Source organism: Amycolatopsis umgeniensis (genome assembly GCF_014205155.1).
Classification (GTDB): Bacteria; Actinomycetota; Actinomycetes; order Mycobacteriales; family Pseudonocardiaceae; genus Amycolatopsis; species Amycolatopsis umgeniensis.
Genome location: NZ_JACHMX010000001.1, coordinates 3,323,756 through 3,341,405, shown reverse-complemented (window position 1 = coordinate 3,341,405; position 17,650 = coordinate 3,323,756). Strand labels below are relative to the sequence as shown.

Sequence of the window (17,650 nt, the reverse complement as noted above, 5' to 3'; positions counted from 1 at the left end):
TCCGGATCAGCCCTGGCGGTTCTGCTGCGCGCGCAGCAGGTCGCGGATTTCGGTGAGCAACTCGACGTCGGTCGGCTCCGCCGGGCCCGCCTCTTCGCCGCGCTTACGCCGCTCCTGGACGTGCTTGACCGGCAGCACGATCACGAAGTAGACGACACCGGCGACCAGCACGAAGTTGATCGCCGCGTTGATCACGCCGCCGAAGTCGAGGAACGTGGCGTCGTTCGCGCTGAGGATGTTGAACCCCAGCCCCTTGGCCGCGTCAGAACCGCCGATGGTGTTGATCAGCGGCTTGATCAGGCCGGTCGTGAACGCCGTGACGATCGATGTGAACGCGGCACCGATGACCACCGCGACAGCGAGGTCGACGACGTTCCCGCGCATCAGGAAGTCCTTGAAACCCTTGAGCAAGACGCTCTCCTCTTCACCTGGGACGGTTCGCCGACCGTCCCTTTTTCCGTACCGGGGGGACGCAGGCGCCCGCCGCCACCGGGGCAGGCGCGAGCTAGCGGAGGGTAACCGTTATGGACCGTTCCAGCGAGGTGGCCGCCACCCGTGTCGCGATCTCGGAGGGCAGGGAGAGCAGCACCAAAGGTCCCTTGCTCCCGGCGCCGGAGGCTCGCGGATCACCGGTGCCCTGCGTGCCGACGGCCGCCACGACGGCCATGCTGGCCAGCACAGACGCCTCTCGCCCGGCCTCGGCGGCCGCGACCACGTCGACCCGCCGGCCCGGCCTGAGCAGCTCCGCGACACCCGCGTCCGCGAGCCTCACCGGGACAGTTGAACTCTCTGGATCACCCGTTCCGGGGATGGCCGTGTCCACCAGGCGGACGTCGGTCAGCGGCTCACCCGCCCGCGCCGCCCCGACGAGCATCCGCCCCTCGACCGCCGAGGGCAGGCCCGTGGCACCGTCGGGGCGGACGTCGTCCGGGAGGTCGGCGAGCTCGAGATCCCCGGCGCGCAGCAGCGTTCCGGCAGGGAGATCACGGGCGGAGACCACGGTCGCGGTGCCGGGCGCGCCTCGGGCGGACGCGGGTAAGAAGAGCGTGACCAGGCCGCCGAGCAGCAGGGACAGGGCGAGCCAGCGGCGGAGCAACCGCGCCGGCCTGCCGTGGAGTCTTCGCAGGACAGGTAGATCGTGGAACACGGGATTCCCCCTCGTCGATCGGTGATGATCTCGACGCTAGGGGCCGGCGCGGTGCCCGGGAAGAACGAAAACCCCCGGCTGTGGACAACCGGGGGCCTGTGGACAACTCGGGACGTCAGGAAGCGGCGGCGGCCGTTTTCGTCGTACCCGTGGAGGAGGATGTCGAGCTCGACTCGCTCTTGGTCTCGGACTTCGACTCGGTCTTGGTCTCCGACTTGGACTCGGTCTTGGCCGAGGTCGAGGTCGAGGTCGTGTTGGCCTTCGAGTCGCGCGAATCGTTGCGGTAGAACCCGCTGCCCTTGAAGACCACTCCGACAGAGCTGAAGACCTTGCGAAGCGGGCCCGAGCACTGCGGGCACACGGTCAAGCTCGCGTCGGAGAACGACTGCACGGCCTCGAAAGCGTGGTCGCATTCCTTGCAGGCGTATTGGTAGGTGGGCACTGCAGCTCCTTCGTGCATTGGCACTCAGCCGACAAGAGTGCTAACACAACACGGTACCGGGGCATTCTGACGCAGGTCAAACAAGGTTTCCCAAGGTCACACGACGGCCTGGTCACACCACTTGTACCGCGTATGCACCGCGCCGGGTCCGGAGCGATCCGGCTCTCCGGGATCCAGTCCCCCTAGATGTTGCCAATCAAGGGGGGCTAGATTATTCTGCGTGGCGAAGGCGATGAAGTACCGAGATGTGCGGCGGGCACTTCTCGACGCGGACTGTGCTCACAAATCGACTCGCGGGAGTCATGAGAAGTGGGCTTGCCCTTGTGGGGGACATCAAGCGATCGTGCCCAAACCACAAGAACGTCTCGCCCGGAGTCGTGGACGACGTCATCAAGAAGCTCACGTGTCTACGGAAGGGGTGGCTGCAATGACCGACACCTACGTCGTCTTGGCCAAGCGCTGGAAGCGCGGGTGGGAACTGCATGTCGAGGGCGTCGGTGTCACGCAGGCGAACACGTTGTCCAAGGCGGAGGCCGTCGCTCGCGAGTACATCGCGTTCGCCCTCGACCTCGAAGACGAAAACTCGTTCGAGGTGGACGTCGTACCCCAGCTCGATGCCAAGCTGGCAGAGCAAGTCAGGTCGGCTCGCGCCGACGTGCGGGACGCGGAGCGTAGACAACGCGAGGCCGCGGCGAAGCAGCGTGAAGTAGCGAAGAAACTTGGAACATCCGGTTTGTCCGGACGGGAGATCGCCGCGGTACTGGGTTTGACGCCCCAGCGTGTGAGTCAGCTGATCGGCGGCTCCGCCAGAAAGTAGGGCCCGGTCGCGCTGATGCCGGTCGGATGGGCGGACTCGAAGCGGAACGGAGGCCACCGTGCCGGAGCGAACCGAAGACCCGTTCGACGGCAGAACCCCGACCAGCCACGAGCGCATGACGGGTCAGTCCTGGGACGCCTCCTACCACGAGGGACCCGCCCCGTGGGACTTCGGCGGACCCCAGCCCGCCATCGTCCGGGCGGCGCCCCGGTTCACCGGCAAGGTGCTCGACGCGGGCTGCGGGTCCGGCGAGAACGCGCTTCACCTAGCGTCACGGGGACTCCAGGTGCTGGGCGTCGACGTCGCCGAGACGGCGCTCCGAACCGCACGCCGGAAGGCGACGGAACGTGGGCTCGATGCCGAGTTCGCGACCGCGGACGCGCTTCACCTGGAGCGGCTCCAGCGCAGGTTCGACACGGTGCTCGACTGCGGCCTCTTCCACGCCTTCGACGCCGACGAGCGCCTGGCCTACGTCAAGAGCCTCGAAGCGGTCACCAAGGGGACGCTGTACATCCTGTGTTTCAGCGAAGGCGAGAACGCCGGGCCCCATCCCGTAAAACGTGAGGCGCTGACAAAGCCCTTCGGTGAAGGATGGCGCGTGAAGACCATCGAGAAGGAGCGCGTCCGGACCAGGTTCCACGACGAGGACGGCGCTCCTGCCTGGTTCGCGACGATCGAAAGAGAGCCGCCGGATGAGTGAGCTGCGAGATCTCCTGTCCGAGGTCGCCGCCCGCGTGGCCGACTACCGCGAAAGTGTGGCCGACGCTCCGGTCTTCCCGGACGACACGTCGGGCGTCCGGGGAAAGCTCGGCGAGCTTCCCGAAAAGCCCACCCCGCCCGCCGACGTGATCCGGCGGCTCGCCGACGCCGTCGAGCCCGCGCTGGTGGCGACCACCGGGCCGAGGTACTTCGGATTCGTGACCGGTGGCGCGCTCGAAGCCGCGACGGCCGCCGACATGCTGACCACCGGTTGGGATCAGGGTGCGTTCAACCAGGTCACCTCGCCGGCCGCCGCGATCGTCGAGGAGGTGGCGGGTGAGTGGCTCAAGGACGTCCTCGGTCTGCCGTCCGGCGCCTCTTTCGGATTCGTGACCGGTGGACAGGGCGCCAACACGGTCTGCCTGGCCGCCGCTCGTCATCACGTACTGGCACGGACCGGATGGGACGTCGAGCGGCGCGGACTGCACGGGGCGCCGCCGCTCACGGTGGTGGCCGGCGAGGAACGCCACGCGACGATCGACCGCTCCCTGCGCCTCCTCGGCCTGGGGACCGACGCCGTCAGGCCGGTGCGCACGGACAGCCAAGGCGCCATCGACATCGCCGACCTCGAGCGGGTCCTCGACGGTCCCGCAATCGTTTGCCTCCAGGCCGGAAACGTGAACACCGGCGCCTTCGACGACTTCGCCGCCGCGACGGCGATCGCCCACGAGCGCGGCGCGTGGGTCCATGTCGACGGCGCGTTCGGGCTCTGGGCGGCCGCCACTCCCACCCTCGAGCACCTGACCGCCGGGGTGGAGACTGTCGACTCCTGGGCGGTCGACGGGCACAAGTGGCTCAATGTCCCTTACGACAGCGGTTACGCCTTCTGCGCCCATCCCGAGTCCCACGCCGCCGCGATGTCGCTCACGGCCGCGTACCTGACCGGCCAGGGCGATGGCGGCGTGAGAGCGCCGAGCGACTTCGTACCGGAGTCGTCCCGCCGGGCGCGCGGGTTCGCCACGTGGGCGGCACTCAGCGAACTGGGTCGCTCGGGGGTCGCCGACCTGGTCGAGCGTTGTTGTGCGCTGGCGCGCAGGTTCGCCGGGCAACTCGCGAAGATCGAGGGTGTCACGGTCGTCAATGACGTCGTGCTGAACCAGGTTCTCGTCGGCTTCGGCGAAGACACGGACAAGATGGTCGAGGCCGTCCAGCGCTCCGGCGAGTGCTGGATGGGCGCGACCACCTGGCGCGGCCGACGTCTGATGCGCATCTCCGTATCCGGCTGGAGTACGACCGAAGCCGACGTCGACCGCGCCGTCGCCGCGATTCAGGCGGCTCGGGAAACCACGACAAGGAAGAACTGAAAAGTATGCCTGACAAGACACCGCAGGAAATCGACGTGACCTTCACGGCCGAGGTCATTCCCGACTCCAACAGCGGCTGGCCGTGTGTGAACATGCCGGACTCCGCGGAGTTCTTCGGCACCGGCAAGGCCGTCAAGGTCAGCGGCACCGTGGACGGCCACGACTACGAGGTGAGCATGCTGCCGATCGGCGGCGGCGTCCACATGATGCCGCTGCGCAAACCGTTCCGGAAGGTGATCCGGAAGGAGATCGGAGACCAGGTCACCGTGCATCTGACCAAGCGGATCTCCTAGCCGGGAATCGCCGACCGATCAGGAATCGAGAAGCGCCGCATACCGGCCTCACCTAGCGTGATCGCCATGGACATCAGCATTCACGGAAGCTTCCTCCCGCAGACCGACCCCGAAGCCGCATTGGCGTTCTACCGCGACATCCTCGGCTTCGAGGTGCGCAACGACGTCGGCTACGACGGCATGCGCTGGCTCACCGTCGGCCCGCCGGGGCAGCCCGTCTCGATCGTGCTGCACCCGCCTGCCGTCGACCCCGGTATCACCGATGACGAACGCCGCGTCATCGGCGAGATGATGGCCAAGGGCACGTACGCGGGCATCCTGTTGTCCTCCGACGATCTCGACGGCCTCTTCAAGCACCTCGCGGAAGCGGGCGCCGAGGTCATCCAGGAGCCGACAGACCAGCCGTACGGCCTGCGCGACGGCGCCGTCCGCGACCCCTCCGGGAACCTGATCCGTATCCAGCAGCGCGTCTGACGTCACCGGGTGCGGGCGCGGACATGGATCCGCTCACCCTGTTTGCCGAAGAGGCTAAGCACCTCTACCCGCCCGCGGCCGGTGGCGCCGAACCAATGCGGCGTCCGGCAGTCGAACTCGGCCGCCTCGCCGGGCTCCAGGACGACGTCTTGATCGCCGAGCACGAGCCGGAGCCTGCCCCGCAGCACGTAGAGCCATTCGCGCCCGGTGTGCGTCCGCGGCCGGGGCTCGTCGTCGCCTGCCGGGATCGTCATCTTGTAGGCGCGGGGCTCCCCTTGGTGCCGGGTGAGCGGGATGAGGACCCGGCCGTCCTGGGGCACTTCGAGCACCCTCGGTGAGTCGACGATCTCGTCGACGCGCAGGCCCAGCGCGGCGATGACCGGCAGGAGCAGCTCGAGGCTCGGCTTGCGCTGACCGGATTCGAGGCGGGACAGGGTGCTGGTGGAGATGCCGGTGGCGCGGCTCAATTCCACCAGCGTCGTGCCCTTCTTCTCCCGTGCGCGGCGCAGCCGGGGCGCGATCAGCTCGATCGCCGCGGTGACCGCTGGTTGGCTCTCCATGCCACGAGCACAGCAGCTCGTCCCGATTCCGGCAAAGTTCTTTGCCGAAACAGCCAGACGCTGCCGATGCTGGCGCCATGATCGAAACCAGACGGCTCCCCACCGGGGTCTACCTCCTCGCTTTCAGCCTGTTCGCGATGGGGAGCGCCGAGTTCCTGATGGCCGGGGTCCTGCCCTCGGCCGCCGCCGACCTCGGTGTCTCCCTGTCGTCCGCGGGAGCGCTCATCACCGCGTTCGCTCTCGGCGTCGTCCTGGGCGGCCCGCCGTTCGCCGTGCTCAGCTTGAAGTGGCCACGGCGTACGGCGCTGATGACCACGCAACTCGTCTTCGCCGCGTCGATCGCGGCGGGCCTGCTCGCCGACGACTACCTCGTCCTGCTGGTCACCAGGTTCGTCGCCGGTCTCGCCTACGCGGGCTTCTTCGCGGTCGCCGCCGTGACCGCGATCAGCCTGGTGACCCCCGACCGCAACGCCCGCGCCTCGGGCGTCGTCGTCGCGGGGCTCAGCGTCGCCATGGTGGCCGGGGGACCGGCGGGCACCCTGCTCAGCAACCTCACCGACTGGACCGGTGGCTTCTGGGGCGTCGTGGCGCTCACCGTCCTGGGCACAGTCGCCTGCGCCGTGGGCCTTCCCGCCACCGCGTCCGCCGTCCCGAACCTTTCGGGCGAACTGCGCGCGATGCGCTCCTGGCGCCTGTGGGGCGTCTACGCCGTCACGATCCTGAGCACCGCCTCGTACATGGTCTCCTTCAACTACCTGGCGGCGATGCTGGAGGACGTCCTTCCCGCGGTCTGGATCCCCGCCGTCCTGGCGCTGTTCGGCATCGGCGCCTTCGCGGGATTGTCGGTCGGCGGCCGGATCTCCGACAAGCGGCCGCGCCACGCGCTTCTCGGCGGTGTCCTCGGCATCGCGGTCTTCTCGGCGCTACTAGCCGTCTTCGCCACGTCGGTCTGGGTTGTCGTGCCCGTGGTGTTCCTGCTGGGAGTCGCCGCCTTCGTGCTCAACCCGGCGCTCTACGGGCGGGTGTTCGCCCTCGCCGGTTCCGCTCCGACGCTCGCCGGCGCCACCACGGTCTCGGCCTTCCAGCTGGGCATCAGCCTCACCCCGGCCTTCGCTGCCGGTGCGCTGAACCTCGGCGCCTCGCTGACCACCATCCCTTGGATCGGCGCGGTCCTGGCGCTGGTCACGGTGCCACTTGTGCTCATTTGCTAGCATGCGAGCATGGCTCAGGTCGAGAAACGGCAATTCAACGTCTACCTGCCGCCCGACCTCATCAAGCGGGTGAAGCACGCGTCCGTCGACGCCGACGAGTCGCTCTCGTCGTTCGTCGAACGGGTGCTGGAGGACTACCTGCGGACCAGTGAGGAACGCGAACGATGAAGGTCATGCCGATCCGCTACACCTCGGACGTCGAGGCCATGACGCGGTTCTACGAGGCACTCGGCCTGCGGGTCGGGCCGGTGTCGCGGCCCGGTGGCTGGGTCGAACTGCCCGCCGACGGCGGAACGCTGGCCATCCATCAGTCGTCCGGCGAGGACGCGGGCCGCTGCGAGCTGGCTTTCGAAGCCGTCGAACCGCTGGAAGACGTCGCGGAACGTCTGCGGGCGGCCGGATTCGAGCCGGGGCCGCCGATGGACGAAGGCTTCGGGTACTCGATGCGTGTCCAGGATCCCGACGGCGTGTGGGTGCAGCTCAACCTGTACGAGCGAGATCTCTACACGTGACAGGGGTCCGGCTGGCGGTCGGCATCGTCGCGCTCGAGTTCGCGGCCGCCGTGACCGGCTTCGTCGCCTCCACCCTGCTGCCCGTCGTCGCCGCTGATCTCGACGCGAAGGACAGTCTCGGACTCCTGATCGCCGGCTCGACGCTGGGCCTGTTCGTCGCGCTTCCCTTGGCGAGCCGGGTCCTCGCCCGCCTGGGCCCGCGAGGCACACTGGCCGCCGGGATGACCGCCTATCTCGGCGGCCTTCTCCTGGCCGCGGTGTCCAGGTCGGCGTGGATGTTCGCCCTCGGCCAGTTCACCGCCGGGCTCGCGAGTGGTCTCCTGGCGGTTTTCGGGATCAGCTCGGCGATCCGGCATCTCGACGACAGCCTGCGGATCCGCGTCGTCGCCGCGTCCTCGGCGATGTGGATCGTTCCCGCGCTGGTCGGCCCCGCCGCGACCCTCGGCCTCGAACATCTCGTGGGCTGGCGCTGGACACTGCTGCTGCCGGTGCCGTTCGTCCTTTTCGGACGGTTGCTGGTCGTGCGCGCCACCCGCGGCGACCCGTCCCCCGATGACCCGCCGCGCCCGCTTCTGAAGACACTGTCGATTCCGCTCGGGGCGACGTGTGTCGTGTTCAGTATGGGTTTCTGGCCGCTCGCGCTCGCCGGAGCGGCGATCACCGTCGTCGGGATGATCGCGATCCTGCCCGCGGGCACCGCACGCCTGCGCCCCGGAACCCCCGCCGCGCTGGGCGCGATGGTGTTGTTCGCGATCGGCTACTTCGGTGCGGACAGCCTGATCACCGTGCTTCTGACGACCGGATTCGGGGTGAGCCTCGGGCAGGCCGCGATCGTCCTGAGCGCCGCGCCGCTGGGCTGGGCGGTGACCAGCCTGGTGGCCACCAGGTTCACCTCGGCGCTCTTTCCCTTCGTGGGCTTGAGTCTCACCGCTCTCGGCACCGCCGTCCTCGCTCTCGGCGGGTCGTTCACCCTGGCTCTCGTCGCCTGGACCGTCGCCGGAATCGGCGTCGGACTCGCTTATCCCGGCCTGTACATCAGAGCCACGACCGCGGATTCAAGCGGCTTCACCGCCGCCGAACTGGCGACCGCCGTCATCACCGCCGAATGCGTCGGGCAGCTGCTGGGCCGCGCCGTCGGCGGCGCCTTGAGCACGTCTGTCACCGGCTTGTTCGCTTCGTATTCGTTGTTCGCTATGGCTCTGGCCGCTGCCGCGATCGCCGCGAGAAGATCCAGGTGAACATCCTTGCCGGACCGCGAAATGGTGCGCCACTCGCTAGGGTTGGTCGAGCACGTCCATGAGAAGCGTGACGAAATGCTTCATGTCGGCTTTGAGGCAAGCGGCTTATGTGTGCTTGCCGCGACAGCCTTCCGCCCACTTTCCGCCGTCGCCGTAACCGATGAACGTGTGAGCGATCCCGGCCGCGACGAGATTGCCGTGTGTGACGCGATTGGTCTCGCGCGCGACGTTCTCGATCGCGGCTTGGACGGGGTTGTCCAGCAGGTTGCCGCCGTCACCGGTGTACATCGCCACCCCCATGCCACGCAGCGACTCCACGTGTTGCGCGGGACTCGCCTCGTTCCACGCCGTGTCCAACGGCCACACGGGCGGCCCGAAGATCGCCTCCACCGGAACCGTCGGAGTGCCACTGCCCGGCAGTTGTGTACTGCCTGCCACCGCAATCCTCTGCAACTGGTTCGCCAAGTCGAGCCCGCCGGAAAAACTGCCGACGTAGCCGAACAAGTCCGGCCTGGTCTCGGCGTAGTGGAACGCGCCGAAGCCGCCCATCGAATGCCCGGAGATCACCCTGCCTTCCCGCGTCGCGATGGTGCGCAGATTCGCGTCGATGAACGGGATCGCCTGGTCCAGATGGAAGTTTTGCCAGTTCTGCGGGCCGAGCCCGGCGGGCGGGGCGACCCAGTTCGTGTACCAGCCGCGGCCGGATCCGTTGACCGCGACGGAGATCAGCGGGACGCCGCCCGCCGTGGACTCTTCGAACATCTGCTGGTTCAGGCTCGTGTCCGGGAGATCAAGGTGGCCATGCAGGTGGTACTGCACCGGATAGCGGGTGTCACCGGAAGACGGGTAACCCTCCGGCAGCGTCACCATGATCACGTGCTCGCCGGAGACCTGCTCTTCGAGCGTCGAGTATCGCGGGACTTCGGCGGTTCGCACGACCAGTTCGAACGTGCGTCCACCATCGTCCACCCAGGACGACTGCTTGACGACGGTCAGCCCTTGGCCGTCGGTGAAAACCGGCGGTGCGGCCGAGTTCGCCGCCGAGGCGGAGCCGGTCCACGCCAGCACGCCGACCAGGACGAGTGCGGACGCCAGAACCCGCGTCATTTCCCCTCACACAGGGCGGCGTTGGCGACGTCGAGGATGCCCGGTTCGGTCGGGAGGATGTTCGTGTTGGTCACGACCGACGCGAACCGGCCGTCGTCGGTGGCCATGGTGAGCGACGTGTGCCCAGTCGGCAGTAGGCCGTCGTGCCCCCAGGCCATGCCGCCGCAGGACAGCTGGAGGTTGAACTGGCCGAGCCCGTAACCGGTGGGCGAGCCCGGTGTCCAAGGCACGACGGTGCGCATCTCGGCGAGTGCCTTCGGCGAGACGACCTCGCCCGCAACGAGCGCGCGGTTGAACTTCGCGAGATCCGCCAGCGTGGATTCCATCGCGGCCGATGAACTCCAGAACGACAGTTCCTTCGAAGTCGTCGCCTCCCACCAGAAGAAGCCGTCGCCGACCCGGAAACCCACGTAGCCGGGCAGATACGGGTTCGTGAGCGTGCGCTTTCCCGGCGCGGGAACGAGGTTTCGGTGAGCCCGAGCGGTTTGACGATCCGCTCGGTGATCGCGTCGCCGACGTACCGGCCCGTGAGTTTCTCGATCAGCAGGCCGAGGACGAGGTAGCCGATATTGGAGTAGTGGTACGCCGTTCCGGGCGGACAGCGGTTTGTCGTCCATCGCGGCGTGCACGAGCGCGGCCAGGTCGTAGGTGCCGTCGGGCTTGGTCTTCGCGCCGGCGGGGTCGTGGGCGAATCCCGCGGTGTGGTTGAGCAACTGGCGCACGGTGATGACGTTGCCGTCGAAGTTCCGGTGACGACGCAGGGCAGATACCTCTCGATCGGAGCGTCGAGATCGACGGCACTCTCGTCGAACAGCCGGAGCACCATGACCGCGGTGAACGTCTGGGTCTGGCTGGCGAGGCGGAAGTGGTCGGCCGCCGTGATGGGCCGCTGCGCGGAGGTGCTCGCCGAGCCGCACCTGCTGGTCGCCGGCGATAGTGACTACTCGCCGCTCGTACAGCGGCTGCGTGAGTTCTGCAAGTACGTTGTGGTCGTCGGAACAGAGGCATCGGCCAGTCCACGATTAGTGTCGGTGTGTTCGGAGTACAAATGCTGGGGCACGCTGGTAGCCGCGGTCGAGCGTAGCGCCCAGCCAGCAGGCAGAGCGAGCTTCGATATCCAGGACGGTGAGCGGTTACAGGTACAGGCCTCAACCACAGGGATGGCAATGCTGCGCCCAGGGGTATGGCTCAAGCACAAGATGCTACACCTCGATCCGTTGTTCGATGGGCGGAAGTACGGCGGGCGAAGCTTCAAGGAGTTCCTTGGCAGGCGCATGCATGCGGTAACAGTGCAGGCCGGCGGAGGGCCTGGCAACTTGCGCGTTCGACTGATCATGCCGGAGCACCCGGACACGAAAACCCAGCGGCTGGTCCCGCGGCAGATGTTCTCCATGGGGACGTACGACTTCGATGACCTCGTCGACAAGGACGCTGTCACCTGCATGCGCATCCGCGGCCCGCTCGCCTAGGCGATTCACAATCTATCCGACGGAGCTCAGGTACATCTCATGGCTGAACGCGCCCCGGCTGGAAAGCCCGAGAGAAGCAGCTGGCCTACACCGACCTGGAAATTGAATTATACACATCTTAACAAAGTCATTTACCTACAAGAGCACGCTTATGCGCTTCCAGTATGCTTGATTGCTAAACTGTTTCTTGGAATATTGCGCGCCAGCCATTCCGGCGGCGAGTCGAACAGACTCCAAGCTGCCGAAAGTCACGATACCTCGCACGGCGGCATCGTAGGTCGCCCGCGGATCATTTACAATGCGACGTTCCAACGGCACCGCGACACCCGCGCGCGCGTCAACCACATCGTCCGAAATGCCCACGATATCTGTCGTAACAACAGGGACACCGCAGGCCATCGCCTCTGCCAAGCTTAGATTGAAAGAGTCGTGGCGGCTAAGGTTGAGTTCCACATCCACGATCTGTAATAGCTCCCACATTTGCCTAACGACACCGAGGCGCCGAATACTCATGCCGTCACAAGACGACTCGACGTCACGTACTGGACCCGCAAGCAGTAGCGACGAAGGTCTTTCAAGTAGCTGCGAAGCAGCACGACGTGCCACCATGACTACGTCTTGGGGCGCCTTCACTGGCCGCATGTTACTGTGACATGAAATAATAAATTCCTTCTCAGGAAAGCCTAACCGTCTACGTGCGGCAGCACGATCGATGGTAGAGAGCGCATAGTACTCGTCCTCTACGGAGGGTTTTACTACGTCAATAGACCTTTCAACCTTGTAAATATCGGCTATTTCAGCAGCGAACTGGTCCGAATATGTCACGATCCGATCGACCATTGGATCGTTCAGTAAACTGATCGTGACATCTTCGAATTGGCGCCCAACTTCCCAGATATCAGAACCCGCCGGATTCAGCCATAACTCTATCTCGATACCGGCAGACGTGAGGATACTTTTGGCCATCTGAGCCGCGATCCCGTACGGAAACAAGTAGTGAGCCCACACCACGACACGTTGCGCGGTCTCCGCCGCCGCCTTTGCATTCTTTACCACTTCATCGGCCAGCTCGATAGGGAAAAGTACCATCGAATGACCAATCGCCGCGCCTTCGCCGATGGCGCCAGAAGTCACCGGAATGGAACGCCATCTAAATTGGATCGGCAACTCCTTTTTGTGGCGCAAGGAGAATGGGGTTTTAGGGCCGATGAACATGCACGGAATCCCGTGGCGCGCAATCGACAGCAATCCGTTGCACATTATGCGACCAGCGCCAGCAAAACCGCCTGGGCCAAGCGCTATAACTTGCGTAGTCAAAATCTCCTCCATACCCGATCTGCCTATGCCGGTTAAGGCAGCTAACGCAACCATGCCGTGACACGCAGAGTGTATGCACCCTCAAGGCGAGCGTGATTAGTATCAATAGGTGATGTGAACATGTTGATCACGCATCGCAAAGATCGTCCGGACAGGCCTATATTCGTCACCTACTGTCGACCCGCCATCTGTGGGATGCTAAGGGTATGATGACGTCCGATGACGCCTGGAAGCTCCTCCAGCACGTGTATGACTGGATCAAGGTGGCAGACACCAAGGCTGGGGCCCTGCTCGGCGCTAGCGGTGTACTCGGGGGGATCATCGTCCACATCCTCCCGAAGGCGTCTAACTGGGCACTGTCGCCTTGGCAGACTGGCCTAAGTGCTGTCAGCCTTGCGCTAACAGGAACCTCTATGGTTATCTCCATACGAGTGTTTGCACCGCGACTGCGAACGCAAAGCTCTGGCTCACCCCTCTACTTCGCTCATATCGCTACCGAAAACACGAATGGTACGGAGTTCAAGCTAAAGTTCGATCGGCTAACTAGCGACACGGACGAAATGAGCGAAGCCCTCTGTGATCAAATTTGGGAATCCAGTCGCATTGCTCGAAGAAAGCTGCGCCTTGTAGCAAGCGCGACTTGGCTATTTACATCTGCTCTTTTAACTGCTTCAATAGTCGGAATCTTGAAGGGCTTCTAACATCATAACTTTATTGCTCGAGCGACAAGTAGCTGTGGGAGAACCCCGTCACCTATCTCATTCAGGCACGTTACAGCCAGACCAGCTGCGGTGATTGCACCAACATATGCCGCTAGTGGGCGATGAAAACTTTCGAACCTCATCTCTTGTGGCCCGTTCGACATATGCTCTTCATACGTACGTTCTTTCAAGTACTCTTGCACTTGGCGGCGCGGACGTTCGCGTTCCCAGGACCCCCCAATTGCGGTAAAAGACGGGTGACGAATACTTAGACAAAGAGACCCGCCCGCTTCTAAGACGCGGCCTACCTCCGACAAAGCTGTCGGCAAGTCAACAATATCTTGTAGTGACATACACGCTACCACCAGGCTGAAGCAGCTATCCGCAAACGGGAGGCTTGTTGCATCACCAAGAAGAACTCTGGTAGGTACCTCGTGAAAACGTGCGGCCGTTGCGAGTGTGGACGAACTCTCAACTCCCACAACGTCATAACTGCTCCAAGTCAACTCGCGCGCCGATCGGCCCTCACCGCAGCCAAGATCAAGAACGCGTCCGGCGACATGGCTGGGCAAGATAGCTTCCAGTGCTGGCCAAGTTTGACTCGTAAATCCACTGCGTCTTTCAGCGCGAACCCAATCTATCCAACTATGTGCTCGGTCTTCCCAAGGCTGACCTCCATGCATATTATCGACTATAAGAGATATTGACCAACTGGTCAATACGATTAGTCTATATGTACTATCTCGCCCGGTTATCCCTTGTCTCAACGCCGTGCGCAGCGTATATTTCTTCGTATGACCAGAGTCGATGACTTGCTGGACACCGTCCTTGCTATCGCAAGAGAAGACGATTTCAGCGAAATCGACGCTATCTCAATAGGTGGCTCACTGGGTCGCGGAGAGGCCGATAAGTACTCGGACATTGACCTCTTCGTGCTTGTAGCAGTATCAGATCTACATAGCTACGCAACTAATCGACTTGCTATCTTCATTGCGCGCCTCGGTGCGTACGCGATTAGGCGAGGGCCGGTGTGCGTAGCAAACTTTGGCTATTCGTGTACCGTCGTATTCTTTGATCTCACAGTGTGTCAACTAAATTTCAACAATTACCTTACCGTATCGCCGTCACCAGCCTGGTCCACTTCCCACCGTGTACTGTTAGATCGAAGTGGCTATCTAACCGAGTTGATTCGCAAATCGACAGACATTCAATGTGACCCTTTGGACGATTACGTCGAAGCATATAGATACTTCTGGATAAGGATGCTTTTTGCTGCGCGCAGCCTGCGACGCGAGGAACTTTGGCGCGCTCTCAGATATGTTGCTGAAATGCGTGTCCCCATGTTGACCATCTTAAGGATGCAACAAGGATGCTTCATGCCTGGGCTGACGCGCTCACCTCTAACACGTTTAGAGCATGAAGTTGGCCGGCGAAGCGCTGAAGATCTTAACTTTATGGCGCCGGCATACGGTAGCGACTCCATACTCGCTTGCCTGCGCGCCGCCAGCGAATGGTTCGATCGATCGACGCAAATGCTCACGTACCATTCCCGACTCGACATCACGGACACCGTGATCGCTACGAGCATCCGCACTGCAATTGACTCGTTGGGAGATTGACCAGGACTATGGTCATGTTGCTGCGCGCGGAAGACAGTCAACGGATCTGTACGGCTGTTAGGCAAAGTCTTCGGGAGATGTGGCCGTCGTCTTATGCAGATTGTAACGTTCAGGTTGAACCCGTCGAAATTGCCAGCGTTCGCTCTCTCGTGCACTGTGCTCGCCGCTATCGACTCGATGCGGCCCAGAAGCTTCTTATGCAGTTCTTCAAGCAGGGACTTGCCCCATATATTTCTGCTAGATCAGCAACGTCTCCACTAGTTAAAATTCTCGTCCCGCCTGTCGTGGAGCGTCAGGACAGCTACTTCAACTTAGTCGACGGCGTCCATCGCATGGTGGCGGCTCAACGTCTCGGGCTAACGAATGCTCTTGGTCTGGTAGTCACTTCCGAAACGATTCCGGCGCCTGCCGGGGATCTCTGTTCATTGTCGGAAATGTCAGTAAGTATCGCGCCTCGTACGCCTGATCAGATGTTCCGCAACCTTGATCTGGCCAGATTCAGGCCCGTTGGTTACGGACGTGCGCTCGAGATTGCCGTCCGACGCTTTCTTAGTGCCGAATCTGACAAATAGAATATGCAAGTTATGGAGTTGAATGAATGATACTATCCAGTAGCGTCGCAGTCTCCGCGGGAGAACACGTTTGGAGCTTCACTGCAATCTTCTTTAGCGGTTCCTCCCTCTCATCGATACCGTCGTAATTTGCGAAAACGTCCGTTTCTTCCCGTATCGGTCGGCCTTGAAGAACAATCGTTGCTGCTGGCGACGAACCCAATCGCTGAACTCTATGGAGTTCATGGCACTCCATCGCGATCGATGTTCCTCGCTCGACGGCTGCTTTGAAACTTCGCGCCAGAACAGCAGGCCCAACGGAAATCATGCTGTACGAGTCGGCGCTACCGGGACTGGCGTAGCGGAATCTCCAATGCGTTGGGTCGGGACCACTCTCTGACGAAACTGTATAGTGCTCCCAGCCAAGTCTTCCACACACGGAGGTGCTCCAGAACGGCCATCGATGGTTGTGAACGTTCTCGACCGATGCTGCGTCGATCGATGTATCCCAGATATGCAAGACCAGTCTATACCCATTTAACGAGTCATCTTCCCACTCGTCACCATTTACAGCCAGCAGTTTTAAAAACCCGTTATCATGTATCCTAGCTCGCTGCAGACGCTTACCAGGGCCTTGCTGAATCATGTTCTGCCCCATCAAGGAGGCAAGTTGCTGCAAGTAGTCAGCTGATAGGCGAGAAGCTGCCGCGCTGGTCTGCATAAGTGCACATGCAATTTCCCTCTCCAGGTGGCGCAGATTTGAAATATCAACTCTCATCAGAATTCAACTCTCCCACCAGTGCCGTTGCTGTCGACTCCTTCGACTCCAACCGGTAATGGCCTAGCAGTGTGAAGCTTGAGTCCTCTAATTCCGAGCAGCACTCCAGTGATTGTTCGAGATCCTGGCTTATAGCGACGCAATTGCCCTTCTGAGGCAAGGGTTCGACCGTTTCGAGACCATCTTTCGGTCGCTTCATCGCTGCGCCGAGTCCTTGTTCCAGCCTTACGACTTCGATGATAGCTGCTCCGTCGAAGGCCGCCGAAAAGCTGCCAGCCCCTCCGACTCTGCCGTATGAGTAATCACCCAGATGCAAGGCAATCCGAGACCCAACTTGAAACTTTGGGTCTCTTATGGCTGCGTTGAGGCTAGCTACATCGTCGACCACAAGACGCCATTCGGACAACACTTCGACTACTGCGTGCTGAAGATCTTGTGTTACGCGTTTAGGTAGCGCGGCCACAAAACCGTCCCCAGCCAATTGAACCTGTGTTGCTCCCAATCGAGTCAGCATGCGTTCGAATGACTCCGAGACTGCCCGTCGGAAGCTGTCTTGGATCGCTGTTGGGTCTTCGCGAAATGAGCGCATATTTTCATGCACATACCTCAAGGCGGCTCCGTAGCCGCTCAGGTCTGCTGCCAGTAGTAAACCGGTCTCCCGGCGGAAGAATACTTGATCATCAATGTCGATACTTGTCGTCGCTATCGAACGACGGCGCCCCTGATCGCTCAGAATATAGTCGATATCACTCATTAGAGGTTTACCGAGATACCATCTCTCCGTTCGGTGATGTGCAGGACTATGCTTAACTTTTGTTGCTACCTCATAGTTCGAAAGTGGCAGATAGGCATATCCGTAGCGCACGTCCGGATCGGCGAGGTTGCGAACTGAGACTGAGGCCAGGCTGGTCAAGCCGAAACGAACGACCTTATACGCCTTGACTAGTTCAGGTGTACGTGGGGAGTTCTTTAGCTCAAAGAACTCCCCACGATAGTCGAAGATGGTATCCTGCAATCCCATTTGATACGCTAGCTGAGATACAGCTTCTTTCAGTACTGGCATACCAATCGTCCCAGCTAGCGAACGCAGCGAGCCAGCCGTGGTCGGGGCGGAGTAAGATATTGGAACTGGGAATGCAACAAATGGGATTGCCCAATATCCCTCATCATGACCATTCGGGTTGCTGGCGCCGTTCAGTGGGTAGCTGGGGTATGTAAGCAGTAGATAGTCGGTACCGCGATTCCGTACGCACATCTCGAGCGACGCTATAACCCAGACTTGAGCCGGCGCGACCGGAAGACGCATGAAGTCGTCGTCACAGTCGATGATCTCGTACGTCATGGCGATAAC

Annotated in this window: 20 protein-coding genes and 1 pseudogene; 12 read left to right on the top strand and 9 right to left on the bottom strand. The window is 62.5% G+C overall.

Annotated elements, in window-relative coordinates; translation table 11 throughout:
* Positions 1–6: 6 nt before the first annotated feature.
* The 3 genes from mscL to HDA45_RS15295 all read right to left on the bottom strand — a co-directional run bounded on the left by mscL (position 7) and on the right by HDA45_RS15295 (position 1,589).
* Positions 7–411 carry a large-conductance mechanosensitive channel protein MscL gene (mscL, locus tag HDA45_RS15305; protein WP_184895823.1) on the bottom strand — a complete coding sequence of 135 codons (405 nt, stop codon included), beginning with the start codon at positions 409–411 and terminating at the stop codon, positions 7–9.
* A 94-nt stretch (positions 412–505) separates the two neighbouring features.
* A complete protein-coding gene (locus tag HDA45_RS15300; RefSeq protein WP_184895821.1) occupies positions 506–1,147 on the bottom strand; it encodes an SAF domain-containing protein in 642 nt (213 codons plus the stop codon).
* 115 nt (positions 1,148–1,262) lie between these two features.
* A complete protein-coding gene (locus HDA45_RS15295) occupies positions 1,263–1,589 on the bottom strand; it encodes an FmdB family zinc ribbon protein (protein WP_184895819.1) in 327 nt (108 codons plus the stop codon).
* Positions 1,590–2,016: 427 nt separating this feature from the next.
* Here HDA45_RS15295 and HDA45_RS15290 point away from each other — a divergent pair, with 427 nt between their 5' ends.
* The 5 genes from HDA45_RS15290 to HDA45_RS15270 all read left to right on the top strand — a co-directional run bounded on the left by HDA45_RS15290 (position 2,017) and on the right by HDA45_RS15270 (position 5,236).
* Positions 2,017–2,406, top strand: coding sequence for a hypothetical protein (locus HDA45_RS15290; protein WP_184895817.1), 390 nt, complete (start codon positions 2,017–2,019; stop codon positions 2,404–2,406).
* A gap of 58 nt (positions 2,407–2,464) precedes the next feature.
* On the top strand, positions 2,465–3,106 hold the full coding sequence (locus tag HDA45_RS15285; protein WP_343072073.1) for a class I SAM-dependent methyltransferase: 642 nt from the start codon (positions 2,465–2,467) through the stop codon (positions 3,104–3,106).
* Complete coding sequence (locus HDA45_RS15280; RefSeq protein WP_184895815.1) at positions 3,099–4,469, top strand: pyridoxal phosphate-dependent decarboxylase family protein; 1,371 nt, start codon at positions 3,099–3,101, stop codon at positions 4,467–4,469. Before HDA45_RS15285 ends, HDA45_RS15280 begins: the two co-directional genes overlap by 8 nt.
* 5 nt (positions 4,470–4,474) lie before the next feature.
* Positions 4,475–4,762, top strand: a complete 288-nt coding sequence (locus tag HDA45_RS15275; RefSeq protein ID WP_184895813.1) for a DUF1905 domain-containing protein — start codon at positions 4,475–4,477, stop codon at positions 4,760–4,762.
* A 66-nt stretch (positions 4,763–4,828) separates the two neighbouring features.
* On the top strand, positions 4,829–5,236 hold the full coding sequence (locus HDA45_RS15270; protein WP_184895811.1) for a VOC family protein: 408 nt from the start codon (positions 4,829–4,831) through the stop codon (positions 5,234–5,236).
* A gap of 2 nt (positions 5,237–5,238) precedes the next feature.
* On the opposite strand, the gene HDA45_RS15265 is transcribed toward HDA45_RS15270, so the two are convergent.
* On the bottom strand, positions 5,239–5,796 hold the full coding sequence (locus HDA45_RS15265; protein ID WP_184895809.1) for a helix-turn-helix domain-containing protein: 558 nt from the start codon (positions 5,794–5,796) through the stop codon (positions 5,239–5,241).
* Between the two features lie 77 nt (positions 5,797–5,873).
* On the opposite strand from HDA45_RS15265, the gene HDA45_RS15260 reads away from it, so the two are divergent.
* The 4 genes from HDA45_RS15260 to HDA45_RS15245 are packed head-to-tail and all read left to right on the top strand — an operon-like array spanning position 5,874 to position 8,757.
* Positions 5,874–7,007: an MFS transporter gene (locus tag HDA45_RS15260; RefSeq protein WP_184895807.1), complete on the top strand. Its 1,134-nt coding sequence runs from the start codon at positions 5,874–5,876 to the stop codon at positions 7,005–7,007.
* Positions 7,008–7,016: 9 nt separating this feature from the next.
* A complete protein-coding gene (locus HDA45_RS15255) occupies positions 7,017–7,175 on the top strand; it encodes a hypothetical protein (protein ID WP_005163639.1) in 159 nt (52 codons plus the stop codon).
* Complete coding sequence (locus tag HDA45_RS15250) at positions 7,172–7,519, top strand: VOC family protein (RefSeq protein WP_184895805.1); 348 nt, start codon at positions 7,172–7,174, stop codon at positions 7,517–7,519. Before HDA45_RS15255 ends, HDA45_RS15250 begins: the two co-directional genes overlap by 4 nt.
* A complete protein-coding gene (locus HDA45_RS15245) occupies positions 7,516–8,757 on the top strand; it encodes an MFS transporter (protein WP_184895802.1) in 1,242 nt (413 codons plus the stop codon). The genes HDA45_RS15250 and HDA45_RS15245 overlap by 4 nt, the downstream gene beginning before the upstream one ends.
* A 105-nt stretch (positions 8,758–8,862) precedes the next feature.
* On the opposite strand, the gene HDA45_RS15240 is transcribed toward HDA45_RS15245, so the two are convergent.
* Together HDA45_RS15240 and HDA45_RS15235 are read right to left on the bottom strand one after the other, a co-directional pair.
* Positions 8,863–9,864, bottom strand: a complete 1,002-nt coding sequence (locus tag HDA45_RS15240) for an alpha/beta hydrolase (protein WP_184895801.1) — start codon at positions 9,862–9,864, stop codon at positions 8,863–8,865.
* Positions 9,861–10,747: pseudogene (locus HDA45_RS15235) on the bottom strand (serine hydrolase domain-containing protein). Before HDA45_RS15235 ends, HDA45_RS15240 begins: the two are co-directional and overlap by 4 nt.
* Here HDA45_RS15235 and HDA45_RS15230 point away from each other — a divergent pair.
* Positions 10,698–11,333 carry an NYN domain-containing protein gene (locus tag HDA45_RS15230; protein ID WP_184895799.1) on the top strand — a complete coding sequence of 212 codons (636 nt, stop codon included), beginning with the start codon at positions 10,698–10,700 and terminating at the stop codon, positions 11,331–11,333. The pseudogene HDA45_RS15235 and the gene HDA45_RS15230 sit on opposite strands and share 50 nt — an antisense overlap.
* A gap of 135 nt (positions 11,334–11,468) precedes the next feature.
* On the opposite strand, the gene HDA45_RS15225 is transcribed toward HDA45_RS15230, so the two are convergent.
* The gene (locus HDA45_RS15225; RefSeq protein WP_184895798.1) at positions 11,469–12,662 is read right to left on the bottom strand and encodes a glycosyltransferase; all 1,194 of its coding nucleotides are present in this window, start codon (positions 12,660–12,662) and stop codon (positions 11,469–11,471) included.
* A gap of 194 nt (positions 12,663–12,856) precedes the next feature.
* Here HDA45_RS15225 and HDA45_RS43250 point away from each other — a divergent pair, with 194 nt between their 5' ends.
* Complete coding sequence (locus HDA45_RS43250) at positions 12,857–13,351, top strand: Pycsar system effector family protein (RefSeq protein WP_221471126.1); 495 nt, start codon at positions 12,857–12,859, stop codon at positions 13,349–13,351.
* 2 nt (positions 13,352–13,353) lie between these two features.
* On the opposite strand, the gene HDA45_RS43245 is transcribed toward HDA45_RS43250, so the two are convergent.
* On the bottom strand, positions 13,354–14,034 hold the full coding sequence (locus tag HDA45_RS43245; protein WP_378316481.1) for a class I SAM-dependent methyltransferase: 681 nt from the start codon (positions 14,032–14,034) through the stop codon (positions 13,354–13,356).
* Between the two features lie 111 nt (positions 14,035–14,145).
* Here HDA45_RS43245 and HDA45_RS43240 point away from each other — a divergent pair, with 111 nt between their 5' ends.
* A complete protein-coding gene (locus HDA45_RS43240; protein WP_184895796.1) occupies positions 14,146–14,970 on the top strand; it encodes a nucleotidyltransferase domain-containing protein in 825 nt (274 codons plus the stop codon).
* A 1,318-nt stretch (positions 14,971–16,288) separates the two neighbouring features.
* Here HDA45_RS43240 and HDA45_RS15210 read toward each other — a convergent pair.
* Positions 16,289–17,641, bottom strand: coding sequence for a hypothetical protein (locus HDA45_RS15210; RefSeq protein ID WP_184895795.1), 1,353 nt, complete (start codon positions 17,639–17,641; stop codon positions 16,289–16,291).
* Between the last annotated feature and the right edge of the window lie 9 nt (positions 17,642–17,650).

Coding starts and splice junctions, on each gene's coding strand:
- HDA45_RS15290 (WP_184895817.1), top strand. CDS start 2,017: ATGACCGACACCTACGTCGTCTTGGCCAAGCGCTGGAAGCGCGGGTGG.
- HDA45_RS15280 (WP_184895815.1), top strand. CDS start 3,099: ATGAGTGAGCTGCGAGATCTCCTGTCCGAGGTCGCCGCCCGCGTGGCC.
- HDA45_RS15275 (WP_184895813.1), top strand. CDS start 4,475: ATGCCTGACAAGACACCGCAGGAAATCGACGTGACCTTCACGGCCGAG.
- HDA45_RS15270 (WP_184895811.1), top strand. CDS start 4,829: ATGGACATCAGCATTCACGGAAGCTTCCTCCCGCAGACCGACCCCGAA.
- HDA45_RS15265 (WP_184895809.1), bottom strand. CDS start 5,796: ATGGAGAGCCAACCAGCGGTCACCGCGGCGATCGAGCTGATCGCGCCC.
- HDA45_RS15260 (WP_184895807.1), top strand. CDS start 5,874: ATGATCGAAACCAGACGGCTCCCCACCGGGGTCTACCTCCTCGCTTTC.
- HDA45_RS15255 (WP_005163639.1), top strand. CDS start 7,017: ATGGCTCAGGTCGAGAAACGGCAATTCAACGTCTACCTGCCGCCCGAC.
- HDA45_RS15250 (WP_184895805.1), top strand. CDS start 7,172: ATGAAGGTCATGCCGATCCGCTACACCTCGGACGTCGAGGCCATGACG.
- HDA45_RS15240 (WP_184895801.1), bottom strand. CDS start 9,864: ATGACGCGGGTTCTGGCGTCCGCACTCGTCCTGGTCGGCGTGCTGGCG.
- HDA45_RS15225 (WP_184895798.1), bottom strand. CDS start 12,662: ATGGAGGAGATTTTGACTACGCAAGTTATAGCGCTTGGCCCAGGCGGT.
- HDA45_RS43250 (WP_221471126.1), top strand. CDS start 12,857: ATGATGACGTCCGATGACGCCTGGAAGCTCCTCCAGCACGTGTATGAC.
- HDA45_RS43245 (WP_378316481.1), bottom strand. CDS start 14,034: ATGCATGGAGGTCAGCCTTGGGAAGACCGAGCACATAGTTGGATAGAT.
- HDA45_RS43240 (WP_184895796.1), top strand. CDS start 14,146: ATGACCAGAGTCGATGACTTGCTGGACACCGTCCTTGCTATCGCAAGA.
- HDA45_RS15210 (WP_184895795.1), bottom strand. CDS start 17,641: ATGACGTACGAGATCATCGACTGTGACGACGACTTCATGCGTCTTCCG.